This is a genomic window from Caulifigura coniformis (assembly GCF_007745175.1).
Lineage (GTDB): Bacteria > Planctomycetota > Planctomycetia > Planctomycetales > Planctomycetaceae > Caulifigura > Caulifigura coniformis.
Window position 1 is genome coordinate 76,674 of record NZ_CP036271.1, and the last position, 15,962, is coordinate 92,635.

The 15,962-nt window shown below is 64.2% G+C and carries 16 protein-coding genes; 7 read left to right on the forward strand and 9 right to left on the reverse strand.

All coding sequences use genetic code 11. The features are described from left to right. Nucleotides 1–49: 49 nt before the first annotated feature. Together Pan44_RS00375 and Pan44_RS00380 are read left to right on the forward strand one after the other, a co-directional pair. Nucleotides 50–772 carry a hypothetical protein gene (locus Pan44_RS00375; RefSeq protein ID WP_145026077.1) on the forward strand — a complete coding sequence of 241 codons (723 nt, stop codon included), beginning with the start codon at nucleotides 50–52 and terminating at the stop codon, nucleotides 770–772. An 81-nt stretch (nucleotides 773–853) separates the two neighbouring features. Next, a complete protein-coding gene (locus tag Pan44_RS00380; protein ID WP_145026080.1) occupies nucleotides 854–1,543 on the forward strand; it encodes a hypothetical protein in 690 nt (229 codons plus the stop codon). 34 nt (nucleotides 1,544–1,577) lie between these two features. On the opposite strand, the gene hchA is transcribed toward Pan44_RS00380, so the two are convergent. The 6 genes from hchA to Pan44_RS00410 all read right to left on the reverse strand — a co-directional run bounded on the left by hchA (nucleotide 1,578) and on the right by Pan44_RS00410 (nucleotide 8,470). After that, entirely contained in the window at nucleotides 1,578–2,459 is an 882-nt protein-coding gene (hchA, locus tag Pan44_RS00385; RefSeq protein ID WP_145026083.1) for a glyoxalase III HchA, read from the reverse strand. A gap of 174 nt (nucleotides 2,460–2,633) precedes the next feature. Then, nucleotides 2,634–3,506, reverse strand: coding sequence for a hypothetical protein (locus Pan44_RS00390; protein WP_145026086.1), 873 nt, complete (start codon nucleotides 3,504–3,506; stop codon nucleotides 2,634–2,636). A 48-nt stretch (nucleotides 3,507–3,554) separates the two neighbouring features. After that, the gene (locus Pan44_RS00395; protein WP_145026089.1) at nucleotides 3,555–4,241 is read right to left on the reverse strand and encodes a DNA-3-methyladenine glycosylase family protein; all 687 of its coding nucleotides are present in this window, start codon (nucleotides 4,239–4,241) and stop codon (nucleotides 3,555–3,557) included. A 69-nt stretch (nucleotides 4,242–4,310) separates the two neighbouring features. Next, the gene (locus Pan44_RS00400; protein WP_145026092.1) at nucleotides 4,311–5,459 is read right to left on the reverse strand and encodes an SDR family oxidoreductase; all 1,149 of its coding nucleotides are present in this window, start codon (nucleotides 5,457–5,459) and stop codon (nucleotides 4,311–4,313) included. Nucleotides 5,460–6,032: 573 nt separating this feature from the next. Beyond that, complete coding sequence (locus tag Pan44_RS00405) at nucleotides 6,033–6,392, reverse strand: PilZ domain-containing protein (RefSeq protein WP_145026095.1); 360 nt, start codon at nucleotides 6,390–6,392, stop codon at nucleotides 6,033–6,035. A gap of 197 nt (nucleotides 6,393–6,589) precedes the next feature. After that, on the reverse strand, nucleotides 6,590–8,470 hold the full coding sequence (locus Pan44_RS00410; protein WP_145026098.1) for a hypothetical protein: 1,881 nt from the start codon (nucleotides 8,468–8,470) through the stop codon (nucleotides 6,590–6,592). Nucleotides 8,471–8,971: 501 nt separating this feature from the next. On the opposite strand from Pan44_RS00410, the gene rpe reads away from it, so the two are divergent. The 3 genes from rpe to accD all read left to right on the forward strand — a co-directional run bounded on the left by rpe (nucleotide 8,972) and on the right by accD (nucleotide 11,348). Continuing rightward, on the forward strand, nucleotides 8,972–9,673 hold the full coding sequence (gene rpe / locus Pan44_RS00415; RefSeq protein ID WP_145026102.1) for a ribulose-phosphate 3-epimerase: 702 nt from the start codon (nucleotides 8,972–8,974) through the stop codon (nucleotides 9,671–9,673). A 15-nt stretch (nucleotides 9,674–9,688) separates the two neighbouring features. Next, a complete protein-coding gene (locus Pan44_RS00420) occupies nucleotides 9,689–10,306 on the forward strand; it encodes a histidine phosphatase family protein (RefSeq protein WP_145026105.1) in 618 nt (205 codons plus the stop codon). A gap of 160 nt (nucleotides 10,307–10,466) precedes the next feature. After that, nucleotides 10,467–11,348, forward strand: a complete 882-nt coding sequence (accD, locus tag Pan44_RS00425) for an acetyl-CoA carboxylase, carboxyltransferase subunit beta (RefSeq protein WP_145026108.1) — start codon at nucleotides 10,467–10,469, stop codon at nucleotides 11,346–11,348. 191 nt (nucleotides 11,349–11,539) lie between these two features. Here accD and panD read toward each other — a convergent pair whose 3' ends face one another. Beyond that, nucleotides 11,540–11,929 carry an aspartate 1-decarboxylase gene (gene panD, locus Pan44_RS00430; RefSeq protein ID WP_145026111.1) on the reverse strand — a complete coding sequence of 130 codons (390 nt, stop codon included), beginning with the start codon at nucleotides 11,927–11,929 and terminating at the stop codon, nucleotides 11,540–11,542. A 109-nt stretch (nucleotides 11,930–12,038) separates the two neighbouring features. Further along, complete coding sequence (locus Pan44_RS00435) at nucleotides 12,039–12,590, reverse strand: hypothetical protein (protein ID WP_145026114.1); 552 nt, start codon at nucleotides 12,588–12,590, stop codon at nucleotides 12,039–12,041. Between the two features lie 485 nt (nucleotides 12,591–13,075). On the opposite strand from Pan44_RS00435, the gene Pan44_RS00440 reads away from it, so the two are divergent. Together Pan44_RS00440 and Pan44_RS00445 are read left to right on the forward strand one after the other, a co-directional pair. Beyond that, a complete protein-coding gene (locus Pan44_RS00440) occupies nucleotides 13,076–14,182 on the forward strand; it encodes an alpha/beta hydrolase (RefSeq protein WP_197453718.1) in 1,107 nt (368 codons plus the stop codon). A 182-nt stretch (nucleotides 14,183–14,364) separates the two neighbouring features. After that, nucleotides 14,365–15,144 carry a DUF3239 domain-containing protein gene (locus Pan44_RS00445; RefSeq protein ID WP_145026120.1) on the forward strand — a complete coding sequence of 260 codons (780 nt, stop codon included), beginning with the start codon at nucleotides 14,365–14,367 and terminating at the stop codon, nucleotides 15,142–15,144. On the opposite strand, the gene Pan44_RS00450 is transcribed toward Pan44_RS00445, so the two are convergent. Continuing rightward, nucleotides 15,127–15,939, reverse strand: coding sequence for a TrmH family RNA methyltransferase (locus Pan44_RS00450; protein ID WP_197453719.1), 813 nt, complete (start codon nucleotides 15,937–15,939; stop codon nucleotides 15,127–15,129). The two genes, Pan44_RS00445 and Pan44_RS00450, sit on opposite strands and share 18 nt — an antisense overlap. Nucleotides 15,940–15,962 lie beyond the last annotated feature (23 nt).

A 15,962-nucleotide genomic window follows, 5' to 3' on the forward strand; every position in this document is an offset into this window, starting at 1 on the left:
CCCGCCCGAGGCCGCCGCGCCCCTTTCACGGAAAGATCGGACACCAGACATGTCCGCGCCGAACACCTCCTCTTCCCTGTCGCCCGATCGCTCACGCCCGCCGGCGCCCGCTGCGCCGTCGCGGCGGATGTTCCTGATGGCCCTTGCGGCGGGAACGACCTCCGCGGGGTGCATCAACTTCGGCTCGATCATGAGCAAGATGATCCTGGGCGATCCCCATGTGGAATCGGCCTTCCGCATCCGGACCGGGGTGAAGCTGTCCGACAAGAACACGATCATCATCTTCGCCTCGGCCCCGGTCACGGTGATGGATGAGAACGGCTCATTGACCTACGACGTCGTCGAGCAGATGTCGCGACGGTTCGGCCTGCGGAAGATCAACGTCGTCAATCCGAACGACGTCTCCCGCGTGATGGACCGCAAGGCGGGCAGCACCGACCCGCTCATGCTGGCCCGCGAGTTCCCGCAATCAGACTACCTGATCCACATCAAGTTCAGCGGCTACGGGATCAAGGAGCCGAACAGTCCCAACCTGTACCGCGGATACGCCGCCGGGATGGCCTATGCCTGGTCGGCCCGCGGAGGCGGCGAAGAGGGGGGGACACGGCACGTGGTGCAGATCTTCGAGAAGGAGTTTCAGATCGAGCATCCGAAACATCCCGTCTCCCGCGATTCGATGTCGATCAACGCGTTCGAAAAGCAGTTCGTCGACGAGATCAGCAAGAAGCTGGGCAACCTGTTCTACGACCACGCGACAAGCGAAATCCTGTAGTGAAGTGTGTGGACGGCCCGGGCTGAGATTCCTGGGCCTGCCTCCGATGAGTCACTGACGACTGGAACAAGGACGTTCCCCATGACTGCCTCCGCCGAATCCACCATCCGCCGCCCCAGCCTCCGCCGGGCGATTGGCGTCGTCGTCGGCATCGCGCTGGCCCTGTCGACCAGCGGCTGCGCCCAGTTCGTCCTCCTCGGCCTCTTGCTCGGCGGCCCCCCGTCGATCGAGCCTGATTTCGATGCCGAGACCGGCCTGTCGATGGCCAAGAAGGACGTGAAGGTGGTCGTCGTCTGCTACGCGCCGCTCGAACTCCGATACAACTTCCCCTCCATCGACAAGGAAGTCGCGGCCCAGGTCTCCTACCGGCTCTTCGAACACAAGATCGTGCCGATCGAGCCCGACTACGTCCGCGCCTGGGTCGATCAGCATCCCGACTGGGAAATGGCCTCCGAAATCGGCAAGGCGTTCGACGCCGACTACGTCATCGAGATCGAGCTGGAATCGTTCAGCCTCTACGAAGAGGGAACCACGACGAGCCTGTACCGCGGCAAGACGGTCGGCTTCGTCCACGTCAGCGATATGAAGGACGACGGCGAACGGATCTTCTCGAAAGACCTCGACTTCGCCTTCCCGACCCGCGTCCCGCGCTCGGCCTACGACCAGTCGCTCGTCTCGTTCAAGCGAGAATACCTCTCCCGCCTCAGCGAGAAGATCGGCTTCATGTTCTACGAGCACTACTCCGGCGACATGATCGGGTGGGCGAATTAGGCCGAGTCCGCTGGAATGGACGGGCTCTGTTTCGTCAGTCGTTCGCGACCACCGTCAGGAGTGCTTCCGCAGCCAGTTTTCCGAGTGAATTGGATGCGAGAGGACTGTCACCGGTGATCAGCTGGCGATCGACATGACATTTCCCCGTGATGTCCTCGTTCAGAATTTCCACACCGAGCGACTTCAGTTGCTCGGCGACGAACCAGGGCATCGGGCCGGGCATATATCCGATCTCCGGATTCTTCCTGTCGAGCTCGTCAGGAAAGACGCAGGCTTTGTATCCCTTCAGGGGGAACTTCTTCGCATGATTGCCGAGGGCCAGGGAAAGCAGGCAAGCAGGTCCGTGGCAGAGCGTCACGATGTGTCGATCGTTGTCGAGCATCGACTGAAGCACCAGTCTGACCTCGTCGCTGTGGGGTATGCCCGAGAGCGCGCCGTGGCCTCCGGGAATGAAGACCGCGAGATACGGTGAGTCCCCTTGGAAGTTGTCCCGGATGATGTCGGACAACTTCGCCGGCTGCTTCAACTGAGGCAGATACTTTTGATAGACGGATTGAACCGCCTCGTCGTCCTTGGGCATTGCCCACAGTTCAAGCTTGACCGGATTGCCCGAGAGGGTGGCAACATCAATCGCAAACCCGGCCTGGTCGATGTGGTGCATCGGCAGCAGCATTTCCACCGGATGATTTCCGGTTGAGAACATGGCGCCGTTCTTCATCAGGAGATAACGCTCGTCGGTGGCGATCATCAGCACCTTCCACTTGCCGCTCTCGTACGGCTTTCTGGAAGTCACTCCGTCGAAGTCGGTTTTCGACGAGGTATATTGCTGCAGCGAATACGGAGACGGGAAGAACGCATTGTCTTCAGCGGGATCGGGAGTCGGCCTCCGATCAGCGGCGACGTTCGTGGTGCTCATGGATGTTTTCCCAGGGGGAAGTCGACGTTTTCGCTCACTCTGGCCGGCTCTGCCCCCTGCAGAGGGCAATTGACTGACGACGGAAGGACGGGCATCCGTGGGTCTATCGTTGTCGATTTCGACTAGCGACGATTCTCCTCGGCAACGACGAGTGGTCAAGGACGAGGTATGAAATCACCAGCCGCTGGGTGGTGATTTCGGTTGAGCATCGACAGCGCGCAGATGTTCCTCGACGCCATCCTGCTTCTTCTCCCAGTCGGCCGCCTTCAGCCAGCGATCGCCCGGGTGATAGCGATACTCGACGACGTCGTCATCAACGACATACAGGCTCGTTCCATCCTCCGGTTTCACGTAACTTTCGAACCGCTCCGGCAGAACGATGAACCGCAGCGGCTTCTTCGCTTTCGCAGGCTGAAGAACGGGCTTGCCGCCGACAGTCGCCTCGAGTGGCGCCGGCAGCTCCACCGCCAGCGGCGCTACCTCGGATCCGTGATACCACTCCTGGATCACGATCTCTGCGTTCTGGACGATCGGAACATATGATCGCGCCGGCGTGCTCCCCGAGCCGCCTCCGAAGAATCCTCCCGCGCCTGCCAGCGACTCCTTCGGCCACGCCTCGTTGTACTTCCCCAGCACTCCGTAACGTTTGAAGTCGAAGTCGCGATTCACCACCAGCACGCGCAGCGGGTTCGACTCGATCACTTCAAGCCGGCCCGTTTCGGAGTCTTTCAGCTCAGTCAGCTCCCGCGGCTGGAACTCCCGTGCACTCTCGTAAGCAGCCTTCAACGCGGCCCGCTGCGCTTGAGGCATGTCCGGAATCTCAAGTCGCCAGTACCCGCTGTAGCCACAGAACGCCATCGAGAGTGGATCTGGAACTTTGTAGGAGAACGTCGGTGAATTCGAGTTCTGGAGATCCTTCACTTTCTCCTGCGTGAGGTTCGTCAGGAAGCAGCAGTCGCCCGGAAGAAATCCCGGGTTCGTGGCGCTCGCTGTGGACGCACCGAAGAACAGGAAGAAGAACGCGCCCGCGTAGTGACCAGCCCTCATTGCCGCCCCTCCGCAATAACCCCGCAACCGTTTCGCACGAAAGCGAGTCTACTTCGCTTCCAGGCTCCGCCACAGGTACCAGCTCGCAATCGACCGCCACGGCTGCCAAGGCTCTGCAATCTGCAGCGCCAATGCCTTGTTGGGCAGCACCTCCAGCGCATACAGGTTCTTGAGCGCCGTCTTGATCCCCAGGTCATCCGGCGCGAACACGTCCGCCCGGCCCAGGCTGAACATCAGGAACATCTGCGCCGTCCATTCCCCCACGCCCGTCACCTCGACGAGCGCTTCCACCACGGACTCGTCGCTCATGCGCGACAGCTTCGCCAGCGGCAGCCGGCCATCAGCGACGCGCAGCGCCAGGTCGCGGAAGTAACGCAGTTTCTGCGGCGACAGCCCCGCGCCCCGCAGGTCCTCATCCGCGAGCACGATGATCGCATCGGCCGTCAGCATCTTCGGCGCCGTGAGGGCTTCCAGCCGCTTCCAGATGGAACGGGCGGCGGAGGTGGAGATCTGCTGTCCGACGATGGCGCGGGCCAGCGAGTGGTAGCGGTTCTTCGTCAGCGTGAGCTTGAACGGCCCGACGCGATCGATGACCTCCTTCAGGATCGGGTCGACCTTCCGCAGCCGGCGGATCCCTTCCTCGGCCGCTTCCGGGCTGAGCGTCGAAATCAGCGCCGCATTGGCGGACTTCACGGATCGCGGTCCTGACGCTTTCGCGGCCGACTTCTTCTTCATGGCGGGCTCCAACGCAAAACACCCCGGCTGCTTTCGGGCAGCCGGGGTGTTGGAATCGTTTGTCACGCATTACGCGCCGAGCACTTTGGCCGGCTCGTCGACCACGGGGTCTTTCCAGCCGAACTTGTTTTCGATCGCCGCTTCCGACAGCCGCACCAGCATGTCGCGATCGACGTGCGGGCAGATGAGGTGCGGAGCGGCTCGCTGGGTGTTGGTCGAATCGAAGATCGAATCGGCCCGCCAGTAGGAGGAGTAGACCTCCGAGTGGCTGTGGAAGAGTTCGAGCGCCAGCGACTGGTTGTTCTCGATCTTCACCGGCTTGCCGAAGTTGATCCCGTACAGGTTGTTCACCTGCTCGATCACGTCGCGCATCAGCCGCACGCTGATCGGCAGCCGCGGCGTGAGGTGGTACGTCTGGCCGTGGTGTTCCGGGTGCGTGATGACGTGCGACATGACGGCCGACACCCAGTCGACCGGGACGAGGTTCTTGTTCCACTCCGACTTGGCGTCGAGGTTGATGTAGTTGGCGACGCCGCGGCCGGTGAAGTCCTGGCTGCCCAGCTGCTCGGTCAGCTTATGGGCCAGTTCGAGCATCACGTAGTAGTTGTGGTACGTGAAGGTCACGCCCGACTTGCTGTCGCCGATGATGATCGCCGGACGGAACACCGTGACCGAATCGAGGTGCTTGCAGTCGCGGACGAGTTCTTCGGCCTCGACCTTGCTCTCTTCGTACGGGTTGGCGAATTCCTGGCCGGTGCGCAGTTCGTGTTCATACACGCGGCCGTCACGGATGCCCGACACATAGGCGGTCGACACCTGGAACATCTTGCGGATGTTGGCCTGGCGGCAGAACTCGAGCGCGTGCTTCGTGCCGTCGACGTTCGAACGCCACGGCTCGGCATGCCGGCCGGTGCTGACGAACGACAGGCTCGCCGCGTTGTGCAGCATCGCGTTGACGTTTTCGGCGGCCCATTTCGTCTGGTCGGGCGTCAGGCCGAAGTCGGGCTGCGTGATATCCCCTTCGAGCACGACCGGACGTTCAAAGGTCCGGCCTTCCATTTCTTCCCAGCTGCGAATGGCCGCTTCGACGCGGGCGCCGGGGGTTTTCCGGCGGGAACGGCGAACAAGGACGGCCAGGGGAACGCCCGCGGTCAGCAGGTCGCGCATCAGGTAGCGGCCCAAGAGGCCGGTCGCTCCCGTCAGCAACAAGTAACCCATCGCGATTGACTCCATCACGTCCGGCGGGCAGATCCCGGATTTGTCCCGTTCGTCCACACGACGAAAGGGCCGGGAGTTGATACTGCCGACGGATCACCAGCATTGACCTGCTGGAGGCGGAACGCGATCCATCGCAGGCCAGTCCCGAATTCGGCGGCCGCGAGACGATCGTTCCGACTCCGTCCTGGAATCGGGGCTTCCTCTGGACCCAGCAGTCCCCAAAGGAGGACCCTCAATCCTAACCCCCGATCCGACGGTCAACAACACGATCAGGGGTTTCGGCAGCCAACTGGCCCGGCCATCGGACTGACTGGGAAAACTGTGGAAGCTGTAGGGCGCTGCCGCGCATCGTCGCGGCGGGACGGGTTAGACGCCCTCGCCCGTTTCCAAAGCTGGTAATCAACGCCGCCGACTGAAAACGCCCAAAGATCGACGACTCAGCTGCAAGTGACTTGCTGGTCTTTGTTTGCGTCAGGTGGTCGTCCCTTCGCCCGGGCGCAAAGCCGCGCCTTCATGGAACGACCCGACCGACCTGCACAACCCGGCTGCGGGGCCAGGGTGATCCTCGGAGGGTCAGCTTTTCGAGGCCTGGGTGAGAAAGCGGCCGCCGCTCATGAACATGCCGTTCGAGCAGGGCTGGCACCATTCGACGGCGACCCGGTATTCGAATTCCCGCGTCTCGCTGGCCATGCGGACCGTGACTTCGCTGGGCATGATCGGCCCGCGATGCAGCAGCCCGATGCCGAACCGGCTGATCTCCCGCGTCATCGCGGAAATCACGTTGCCGCGGCTCGTCGTCACCTCGGCCGGAACCGAAAGTTCCAGCCGCTCAGCGTTTCGCCCGTGTTCGATCTCGGATTTCCCGACGTTTTCAAGGACCTGCCGCAGGTCCTCCATCGTGGGGCGGCTCCAGGGATCTCGCTGATTCGACATAGCTCTGACCGGTTCGACCACTCCGCGCCTCATTTGCGCGAACGAACGACTCTAGCTCGTGATTCCGTTTATGAACGCGGAATCATCAAGCATGAGGGTAACACCGGTTGAACTCATTGCTGCAGATGCTCAAAAGCGCCAATGACGCCGTTCGCGCCCACACGTTGCATTCCGGCAACATGCTTCACGAGGGCCCTTCACGCCTGCGGCGTGCGGTAGGCCCAGCGGCGGAAGGCGGCGAGCACCCCGATCGACAATCCCCCGATGATGGCAAACCAGACCATCCGGGACGACTTCGACCCGCGGGCCTTGGAGGCGACCACGCGCGGCTCCCGCTCGTGTTCGATCGACAGCGGGGGCGGCGTCGCCAGGCGGGGACCGCGACGATGACCGCTGCGGGCGGCGGCGGCTTCCGCTCCGGGCGCGAGGTCGGTCGGTTGACCGAGCTGCACGATCGGGTCGCTCGGACGAACGGTGTGGGCGATCGAGCGCATTCCTTCCGCTTCGGCGGTCGCCACAAAGCTCGGCGCGTCTTCTTCCGCGGAGGCCAGGCGGGTTTCCGCGGAAGGCTGGTGGCGGGTTGACGGCTTGTTCGACCGCAGGTCGGTCCACGACTGCTCGAACTCGCTTCTCGATGCCTGCCAGAGTCCATCCGACGCGGCCAGTTCGCGGTTTGAGAGGACCGGCCATTCGGGCGACGCGGCACGGGCGCTCGGCTCCCGTCCGACTCCGGCGGCCCATTCATTGAACGGCGAATTCGTCAGCTGGCCGGCGGAAGCCGTTTCCGCGGCTGCGACCGACTCCGCCACTTCGTCGGCGAAGACGCTCTCGGCGTTCGGCCTTGAGAATCCGGTCGGCCGGGCGGCGAGGTCGCGATTCGGGCGTTGCGTGGCTGCAATCTGGCGGCGTTCCGCCTCGGCCTCGGCCGCGCGTTCCATCGACGCCTGCTTCGCCTCGAGCCACCTCACCAGTTTTTCGGGCGTGGCTTCGCGGGCGGCGAATTCGTAGGAGCACTGCTCCGCCAGCTCGCTCGCGGCGCTGGTGTACGACAGGGCCTGTTCGAATTCGCCCTTGTCGCCGGCGGACTTGGCCTTCTTCAGCAAGCCGGCGATTTCACGTCCGTTCGCCTGCTGCGACTTACTCGCGACGGCCGCTCCTTCGGCCACTTCCTCCGCGGCATCGGCCAGCGGATTGCGGCGCACTCCCGCCGGGGCGGCGGCCAGCGGATTGCGGGCGCTCTGCCGTGCGGGGGGCATGGCGACGTTGTCGAGTTCCGATTCGTCCGTGGCCGGGAAGGGGCGGGCCGCGCTGGCCTTGGCCACAGAACGGCGTGACGTGGCGAATTCTTCGAACGACGCCCTGGCTTCGTCGCTCGCGGCGACGTCCGAGCTCGAAGCCCGGTCGTCGACCATCGGCCGGGGTTCGGGCGACGTTCCGGGTTTGCGGGTCAGCGTCGGGGAGGCCGTCCCCGCGGCGAGGGCGCGGTCGTTCACGCCGATGGGCTCCTGCGACTTCAGGAAGTCGTCGAGGGCCGCCTGTGACTCCGAGTTTTGTGCGGCTTTCGGGCCGACCTTGGCCGTCCCCGCTTCCGTCTTTGCAATGCGATCGGCCATGGCGACGACGGTCTCGCCGGAGGGGCGGTCGGCCGCCTTGCTCTCGGCTCCGCCGGTCTTCGCCGTGCTGGCGACCGACTCCCTGGCCACGGAGTCTTTCAGTTTCTTCGATTCCGCGAGGAACGGATCGTCCTGGACTTCCTCGGGCTTGCGTTTCAGCAGGTTGCCAGCGCTCCTGAACGGAGCCGTCCAGCGGGACGCAAGTGAAGGCCGTTCATCGATTTCAGGCTCGGTCGTTGCGATGCCGGGAACCGGAGCCGACGAGCCCGAGGCGGAGGCCAGTTCTTTCCGGGAGCGCAGGATCGACTCGTTGGCCCGTTCCGTGATGGCGCTGTCGGAGCGGACATCCTGATTGGCCAGTTCGAGCCCTGGTTCGCGGGCGCAGCCTGCGAAGCCCAGGCTGAACAGGCAGGCGCCTCCGAACGCGACCGCAATGGGTCTCTGCCGTTTGTGTGATTTCCACATGACCAATTGCCTCCCCCGAGGTCGACCCGCCTTTGTTCTCATGGGTCGTATCGACTGTTCCGCAAAGCCTGCATGAACGAGTTGCGCCGGGGATGCGGCGCTTACCCAGACTGCCCGAATCAATGCCCGGGATCTCGCTTCGAAAGGGGGAATCGACTGAAGTTGGGGAGGGGCCCGCGGGGCCATCCCCAGGGCGTCTTCGGAGTGTCCAGTTGGGCCGGTTTGAGAAGGGGGTTTCTAAGTGCTTTCGGGGAAGCGGTTTGCAAACCGCGCCGTCTGCCACTGGACGCGTCTGCCCGTCTCGATCACAATTCCCGCCATGGATGAGTCGCTCGGATGGGCGATGCATCCCCCCTGCGAGTTCCGGAAGTGGAGTCGCGGGAGGCCACCAGCGGGATCGGACCACTGTCGAGGACTTCGACGGATCCGTTCACGACGCCTCCCCAGTTTTGCCAGCGTTGGCGAACCGCGATTTCCAGGAACCGCACCGTTGCCGTCGGAATGACCGCTGTCGGAATCTCTGAAACGCTTCGGCGCCGCGTGCCGATTGTCGCCCCCTCGATGTTGAAGGTCGACTTCGGAAACCTTGCGCGCGAAATTCAGCTGCTCGATGAGGCCAAATCCGCCGTCCTCCACTGGGACGTCATGGATGGGAACTTCGTTCCCAATCTGAGCTACGGCGCCATGGTGATTGCCAGCTGCCGCAAGCGGACCGACGCGATCTTCGAAGCGCACCTGATGGTGGCCGATCCCGCCCCGTACCTGGATGAATATGTCCAGGCCGGCTGCCAGTGGATCACCATTCACATCGAGTCCCAGGGAAATGCGAAGCAGCATCTCCGCCACATCCGGGCCAGGGGTTGCCTGGCGGGACTGTGCATCAATCCGGAAACCCCGGCCGAGGCGATCAAGCCGCTGCTGGGCGAGTTCGACACTGTTCTCGTGATGAGTGTGAAGCCCGGCTTTGGGGGGCAGAAGTTCATTCCCGAGTCGCTTGAGAAGTTGGAGTCCGTCCGGCGGATCGTGGGTTCGGACACCCTGATCGCCGTCGACGGTGGAATCGGAAGCACGACCATTGGCCCATGCGCTGCCGCAGGTGCGGAGGTGTTTGTGGCCGGAAGTGCTGTATTTGACCGTCCGGACTACCGGCAGGCCGTCGAGGAACTGACTGACCTCGCGCGCCGGCAGACCCCGGATCTTTAGGAGTCTTCGAGGTTTATGTCGTACGTCTTGATTCGCTCCGGCGAAACTGACTTCGACGTGGAAGCCCGCGTGCAGGGCACGATCGATCTTCCACTGACGATTCAGGGCCGGACCGAAGTCGACGCCGCCGCAGAGGAGCTGCGCAGCGTCCCTGTTGAAGTCGTTTATTGCTGTCCGGGCGAACCTGCATTTTCCACGGCCCGCGTGATCGGTCGTGCCCTTGATCTTCCCGTCAAGCCGCTCCGCGAGCTCGACAACATGCACTTCGGCCTCTGGCAGGGGATGCCGGTCGAGGAAATCCGCCGCAAGCAGCCGAAAGTCTTCCGCCAGTGGCAGGAAGACCCGACCTCGGTCTGCCCGCCCGAAGGGGAGACCTTCGCCGACGTCCATGCCCGGGTCCTCGAGGCCCTCCGCAAGCCTGTCAAGAAGGGTCAGTCGTTCGCCATCGTGGCTCCGGAGCCTCTCGCGACGCTGATTGGCTGCGTGCTGAAGGGCGAGGAGCCTCGTCTGGCCGGCCCGCTCGAACGTCCCCTCCAGATTGTCGAAGTCATCCAGCCTCCCGCGGCCGTGGAACCCGCTTCCATTGCCCGTGGCTTTGGTCTGAGCGCCCTGCGCCGCCTCTCCTACCGCTGAAAATTCGCCCTCGTCCCGGCTTCTGCACGGCCGGGCGCGGACGCCTGCTCCGGCCGGCTTCGGCCCCTCGCGGCAAACTCGCCGTGGCACAAACGCCCGAATCCGCTATCGTGTTCCGGCTGCCGGGACAGCACCGGCCGTTGGAAAGTATTGATTGCCCATGACGCCCCAGGACGCCTCGACGGTTCCCTCGCCACCGGACGTCCCGGCCCCCAAGCCGGACCCCGAACCGCCGCCGCGCCGCAAACGCGGCGTGCCAGAGCACGTGTGGCTCCGCTGCGATGCCTGCGGCGCCACCGTTTTCCGGAAGCGCGTCGAGCAGGGGCTCTGGCTGTGCCCCGAGTGCAGCCACCACTTCTACGTGCCCGCCCGCGCCCGGATCGCTCAGCTCCTCGATCAGGACAGCTTCGAGGAATGGTTCGCCGGCATGCGCTCGGTCGATCCGCTCGGCTTTGCCGACAAGCGTCCCTACAAGGACCGCCTGGTTGACGAACAAAAGCGAACCGGACTCGTCGACGCCTGCATCGTCGGCCGCGGGTACATGCGCGGCCGCCCGCTCGTTTTCGGCCTGACGGACTCCTCGTTCATCATGGGGAGCATGGGTTCAGTCGTCGGCGAAAAGCTGACCCGGGCCATCGAAGAAGCCACGAAGTCCCGGCTGCCGCTGGTGATTGTCAGCGGTTCCGGCGGCGGCGCCCGCATGCACGAGGGGATCTTCTCCCTCATGCAGATGGGGAAAGTCTCCGCGGCCCTCGCCCGCTATCACGAAGCCGGCGGACTGTTCATCTCCGTTCTCACCAACCCGACGATGGGCGGCGTGGCCGCCAGCTTTGCGTCCCTCGGCGACATCACGCTGGCCGAGCCCAAGGCGCTGATCGGCTTCGCCGGTCCGCGCGTCGTGAAGTCGACGGTGAAGGTGGCGCTGCCGGCGAACTTCCAGACCAGCGAGTTTCTCCTGGAGCATGGCTTCGTCGACCGGATCGTCCCCCGCACGGAACTGCGGGCGGAGATTTCGCGGCTGATCGACTACTGCGTGAAGTAACTGGTGCGTGAAGTAACTGTGCGTGAGGTAACAGGCCGGGCGCCCCGCGCGATTCTTCCAGGTGGACGCTGCGCCCCTCGATGAGAAGGCGCCGGCGTCCTCAGCCCCGCTACTTGCTTTCCTTCCTTTCCTTCTGTTCAACCTCAACTCCGCAGCGCGCGACCAGCCTTCCTGTCGCCCTATGCGTCGCGTTACACGGGGTCGACGGGATTCTCTGGTTCGCCGGCGAACTGTTCGATGATCCTGTTCGCTTCGTTGAGGATCGCGACCTGGGGCTTCGCGTGCCGGGCCTTCTTCGGCTTCATGAAGGCGAACGACATGATGATGATGCGGTGGCCGGGGGCTGCCAGGTGGGCCATGGCGCCGTTGAGCTCGATCGCTCCGGAGCCGCGCGGGCCGCGGAGGACGTAGGTTTCGCCACGGGCCCCGTTGTTGCAGTTGCCGATCAGGACCTGCTCGAACGGCAGGAGTCCGACGGCGTCCATCAGGTCTTCATCGATCGTGATGCTGCCGTGGTAGTTGACGTCGGTGCGGGTGACGGTGGCGAGATGCAGCTTGGCTTTGAGGACGCGAAGAAACATTGATCAAGGGGGTCTGGCGTTCGAAAGTGCAAGGGGAACGAAGAAGGGTCGGGGGTCGGGCGGGTCGGGTCAAGGCAGGTTTTCAAGCGCCCGTCTCTTTTGGAGGGTGTCAGAAAATGTCGGACTCTCCAAATCCGCACTGGACGCGATCGCCGACCAGCCCGAGGAACCAGTGCAGGCAGTCCCGGTCCTTGCCGTCCGTGCAGCCATCCACGAGGTTGAAGGCCAGGAACAGGTTCCAGTCGCTGATCCGGCTGATCAGAGCCTCCAGCCGTTGCGAGTTGAGGACGTGCCGGTGTTTCCACTGACGCCACAGGGCGTAGGGCTCATCGTGCCACTGGACCATCGCCAGGAGGTCCGGGTCGTCGCAGTATTCCTGGAGGAACGCTCGGGCCAGTGACGCGTGGCTGCGCGGGTCCGTGATCGGCACGCCCTCTGCGGCGTCCCCCTTGAACGTGTCGTGCGTGTGGATGAGAACCCGCAGTTTTGCGGCTTCGAGTGCCGTCAGCCTGGGCCGCAGGCGGTTCAGGTTTCGTTCCAGCTCGGCGATGTGGGCGCGGACCGATCCTTCCGGATGTCCGCTGCGTGGTTTGCCCCAGTCGAGATTCGACTGGTAGCGAGGATCGCCCTGAATCCTCGACAGCACTTCTTCACAATTCATGACAGGCAGTCTGCGTGGAGGGGCGACGACTGTCCAGCGCGACGGGTGCTTTGGCGAATGGGGGCTTTGACGATTTGACAAGTTTCCGCCTGTCAGGCGTTGTCATGTTGACAAGCAGATCGGAAGCGGTCGGTCGGTTCGGCCGGAGCGAGCCCGGGAGGGACATGAGACGAACCGCCGGGGTTCGGCTTCCAGGGGCGGAGAGAGTCGTTGCGGGCGTCATATCTTTCCCGAAGAACCCCGCTTGCCGCTGCGGGTGGTCGCTTCCGGCAGAGTCGGCCGATTCCTCCCAGCATTCGCGGTGCGCGCCAACCGTCTTTTCGCCGCGGAATGCCGGGTGCTTCCGGGATCTCGCAGGATGGGTCTGGACGGTTCCTCTAGCAGTGTCGATACCGATGGCAGCCTTATCGCCGTCGATGCAGGATGTTTTCGGCGAACTTCTCTGGCGCGACGGAGTGTGCCGTGCCTGTGGATTCGCGTCCTTCATGCATCGGTCGTTGTTTCCGGTCTGGCTGATTGCCCGCTTCGTCTGGCTGTTGCTGGCCTGGTCCATCCTGTTTGCGCCCCGCGCCATGGGGGGCGGCGTGCTGATCGTCGACGGTGACCCGCGCACCGTGACGCAGGCTGTCGACGTGCGCATCGTGCAGGAGACTGCTTCCACGGTCGATGAGCCTTCGTTCGCCGCTCCAGCCGTTCCGCAGCTGGAGCAGCCTCGCGTTTACGCCGGTCCGTGCTACTGGTCGGTCAGCAGCCGCCAATCGGCGCAGCACCCCCGCGATTGGAACGGTTGCCCCCTCGAGGTGACCCAGCGCAATCCGGATGGAAGCTGGACGAGGAGCAGCATTCCGCACCTGGTCGGCCAGCTCCAGCCTGGGACGCCCGTGCTGATCTGCGTGCACGGCAGCTTTGTGAGCGTCGAGGACAACTGCAAAGAATCGGCCGAGGCCTACAACGCCCTGAGGGCGTCCGCTCCGGGCCTGCCCGTGCATGTGATTTTCTATACGTGGCCGAGCGACGGCCCGTACACGTTCATCGCGCCGGTCGACGTGGCGGTTCGGGGCTGCCGTTCTGACTTCAACGGCTTCCACATCGCCTGGCTGCTCTCGAACATCCCGGACCAGCACCCCATTTGCCTGTGGGGACACAGCCACGGCAATCGGGCGGTGATGTCGTGTGTGCAGCTGCTCGCGGGCGGGGAAGTGGAAGACTACTGCTTCACGGGATATCGCTCGCAGGGGAAGCGGGTCCGGATCGTGATGGCGGCCGCGGCGTTCGATCACAACTGGCTGAACCCGGGGCAGCGCTACGACCGCGTTCCCGGACGTGTCGAGGGAATCCTGAACCTGCAGAACCGGAAGGATCTTCCCCTGGCGTTCTATCCGCTCAGCCGGCCGTTCGCTCACCGGGCGATCGCCCGCTCGGGCGTCACGCCGCGCGACCGTTCGAAGCTGGGGCCGCAGGCCGCGAAGATCGCCGATTGCGACGTGACCGACCTCCTCGGGCACGCCCACTACTGGCCCGAGTACTACTCGCGGCCGTCGATCATGCAGACCGCGATTCCGTACGTGTACTACGTGGGCCGGTCGGGCTGAGCGTCGTCCCGTTGCCGCCAGGCGAGCGGGGGGCGTCAGCCCCCTGTGTCCTCCGGCTCATCGCGCCCCGTCCGTGCGATGAATGCACGTCAGCAACCGGCCCCCCGTTGCCCGGGTTGTCGCCGGTTGCGAGAATCCCTCGGCGGAACGGAGCAATTCGGGACGGTCGAAGGGGCGGGGTCATGGCGGGAAAGAAAGCGCTCGGTGAAGCGAGCGAGATCGTCAACGACTCGATGGCCGGGCGGGCCCTGAATCGAAATCCGTCGCTGCTCCGCGCGCTGCTCTATGAACCGACCCTGAAGCTGCTGGCGATCATTGGCGTGATCGTCTTCCTCGTCGGAATGGCCTTTGGCGTCACCGGAGAGGCCGTGGAGAAACCGGGCCCGGCGCCGGGAGCGCTGTCGACGACCCTGACGACGATCGGCGGACTGGTCCTCCTGCTTTCGTTCGGGATCGGCCTGCTGACCTTTGTGGTCTGGAAGGCGATCAAGCGGAACTTCGCGAACGGGCTGATCTCGGCCGGGATGATCCTCGAAGAGAAGCCGCTGACGATGATCGTGCTCGCGAACATCGGCACCGGGGAAAGTGAGAAGGCGACCTGGGGCGCAATCCGGTTTTCGCCAGGAGCGCTTCCCGGACACGACATTGCCGCTCACGAGAAGGTTCCCTGCATCTGCACGTTCAAGCCGAGTGAGGAGTTCGACCACTGGGGAGACGTCCAGCCGATGCCCGTGTGTCACGGACGCGGCGGGAAGAAACTGCTTGCCGAGGTGAACGACATCATTGGCGAGCGGGAATACAAGATCCTGCGGTCGATGATCCAGAAAGGCTGGATTCCGGAAGACGACGAGCACATGGTCGTCATCGAAGAAGGAGGCGCTCCGCGAACCGTCGAACGGGCCGCCGTGACCGAGCGCAAGCAGCGCGAAGCCGCCCGGGAAGCGTCAACGGGCAAGGCCTGACACTTGAGTGAAGTGGTGCAGCATAATGCCGGCGGCCACGGTCACGTTGAGCGAATCGGTCTGGTCGGCCATCGGGATCACGACCTTCTCATCGCTGAGGTCGACCCACTCCTGTTCGAGGCCGTCGGCTTCGTTGCCCAGGAGCAGCACGAGGCGCGACGGCCGGCGGACCTGCGCCAGGGGGATGGCAGCGTCATCCAGGACCGCGGCCGCGATACGGAAGCCATGCTTCTCCCGCAGGTAGCGGAGGTCGCCGGCCAGGTTGTCCGAATCGACGATCGGGAGGTGAAAGGCGTTTCCCATCGAGACTCTCAGGACGCGACGGGAGAAGGGATCGGCGCACCCTTCGTTGAGGGCGACCGCAGTCACTCCGAATCCTGCGCCCAACCGGATCAGCCCGCCGAGGTTGTCGGGATCGGTCGTTCGGGGGCAGGCGACGATCAGGGCCGGGGCCGAGGGATCGCGCGGCAGGACGTCGTCCCAGCGGGGAGGCCTCGTACGCTGGCCGCAGCCGATCACCCCCGCGTGAAACTTGAAGCCGAGGAGCGTCTCGGCCTGGGTTTCGGGAATGACGTAGAGCGGAACGTCCGGAGGAACATCATTCTCGATCAGGTGGACGCGGCGGTCGCTGGCGACGACGGAGAGGGTTTTGAAGCGACTTTCGAGCAGGCGGCGGACGCAGCGGTGCCCTTCGATCACGAACCGACCGCTCCACCGCGTGGAGTTGGTGTGTTTCAGCGAGCGATAGGGATCGAGGTCCGGGTGGGACAGGTCGTTCAGTTCGAGACGCGACATGCGCGCATGATGAGTGAGCGTGG

Coding starts and splice junctions, on each gene's coding strand:
- panD (WP_145026111.1), bottom strand. CDS start 11,929: ATGTTTCTTCGCGTCCTCAAAGCCAAGCTGCATCTCGCCACCGTCACC.
- Pan44_RS00410 (WP_145026098.1), bottom strand. CDS start 8,470: ATGTGGAAATCACACAAACGGCAGAGACCCATTGCGGTCGCGTTCGGA.
- Pan44_RS00395 (WP_145026089.1), bottom strand. CDS start 4,241: ATGAAGAAGAAGTCGGCCGCGAAAGCGTCAGGACCGCGATCCGTGAAG.
- Pan44_RS00435 (WP_145026114.1), bottom strand. CDS start 12,590: ATGAATTGTGAAGAAGTGCTGTCGAGGATTCAGGGCGATCCTCGCTAC.
- hchA (WP_145026083.1), bottom strand. CDS start 2,459: ATGAGCACCACGAACGTCGCCGCTGATCGGAGGCCGACTCCCGATCCC.
- accD (WP_145026108.1), top strand. CDS start 10,467: ATGACGCCCCAGGACGCCTCGACGGTTCCCTCGCCACCGGACGTCCCG.
- Pan44_RS00440 (WP_197453718.1), top strand. CDS start 13,076: ATGCATCGGTCGTTGTTTCCGGTCTGGCTGATTGCCCGCTTCGTCTGG.
- Pan44_RS00375 (WP_145026077.1), top strand. CDS start 50: ATGTCCGCGCCGAACACCTCCTCTTCCCTGTCGCCCGATCGCTCACGC.
- Pan44_RS00450 (WP_197453719.1), bottom strand. CDS start 15,939: ATGTCGCGTCTCGAACTGAACGACCTGTCCCACCCGGACCTCGATCCC.
- Pan44_RS00380 (WP_145026080.1), top strand. CDS start 854: ATGACTGCCTCCGCCGAATCCACCATCCGCCGCCCCAGCCTCCGCCGG.
- rpe (WP_145026102.1), top strand. CDS start 8,972: ATGACCGCTGTCGGAATCTCTGAAACGCTTCGGCGCCGCGTGCCGATT.
- Pan44_RS00400 (WP_145026092.1), bottom strand. CDS start 5,459: ATGGGTTACTTGTTGCTGACGGGAGCGACCGGCCTCTTGGGCCGCTAC.
- Pan44_RS00420 (WP_145026105.1), top strand. CDS start 9,689: ATGTCGTACGTCTTGATTCGCTCCGGCGAAACTGACTTCGACGTGGAA.
- Pan44_RS00390 (WP_145026086.1), bottom strand. CDS start 3,506: ATGAGGGCTGGTCACTACGCGGGCGCGTTCTTCTTCCTGTTCTTCGGT.
- Pan44_RS00445 (WP_145026120.1), top strand. CDS start 14,365: ATGGCGGGAAAGAAAGCGCTCGGTGAAGCGAGCGAGATCGTCAACGAC.
- Pan44_RS00405 (WP_145026095.1), bottom strand. CDS start 6,392: ATGTCGAATCAGCGAGATCCCTGGAGCCGCCCCACGATGGAGGACCTG.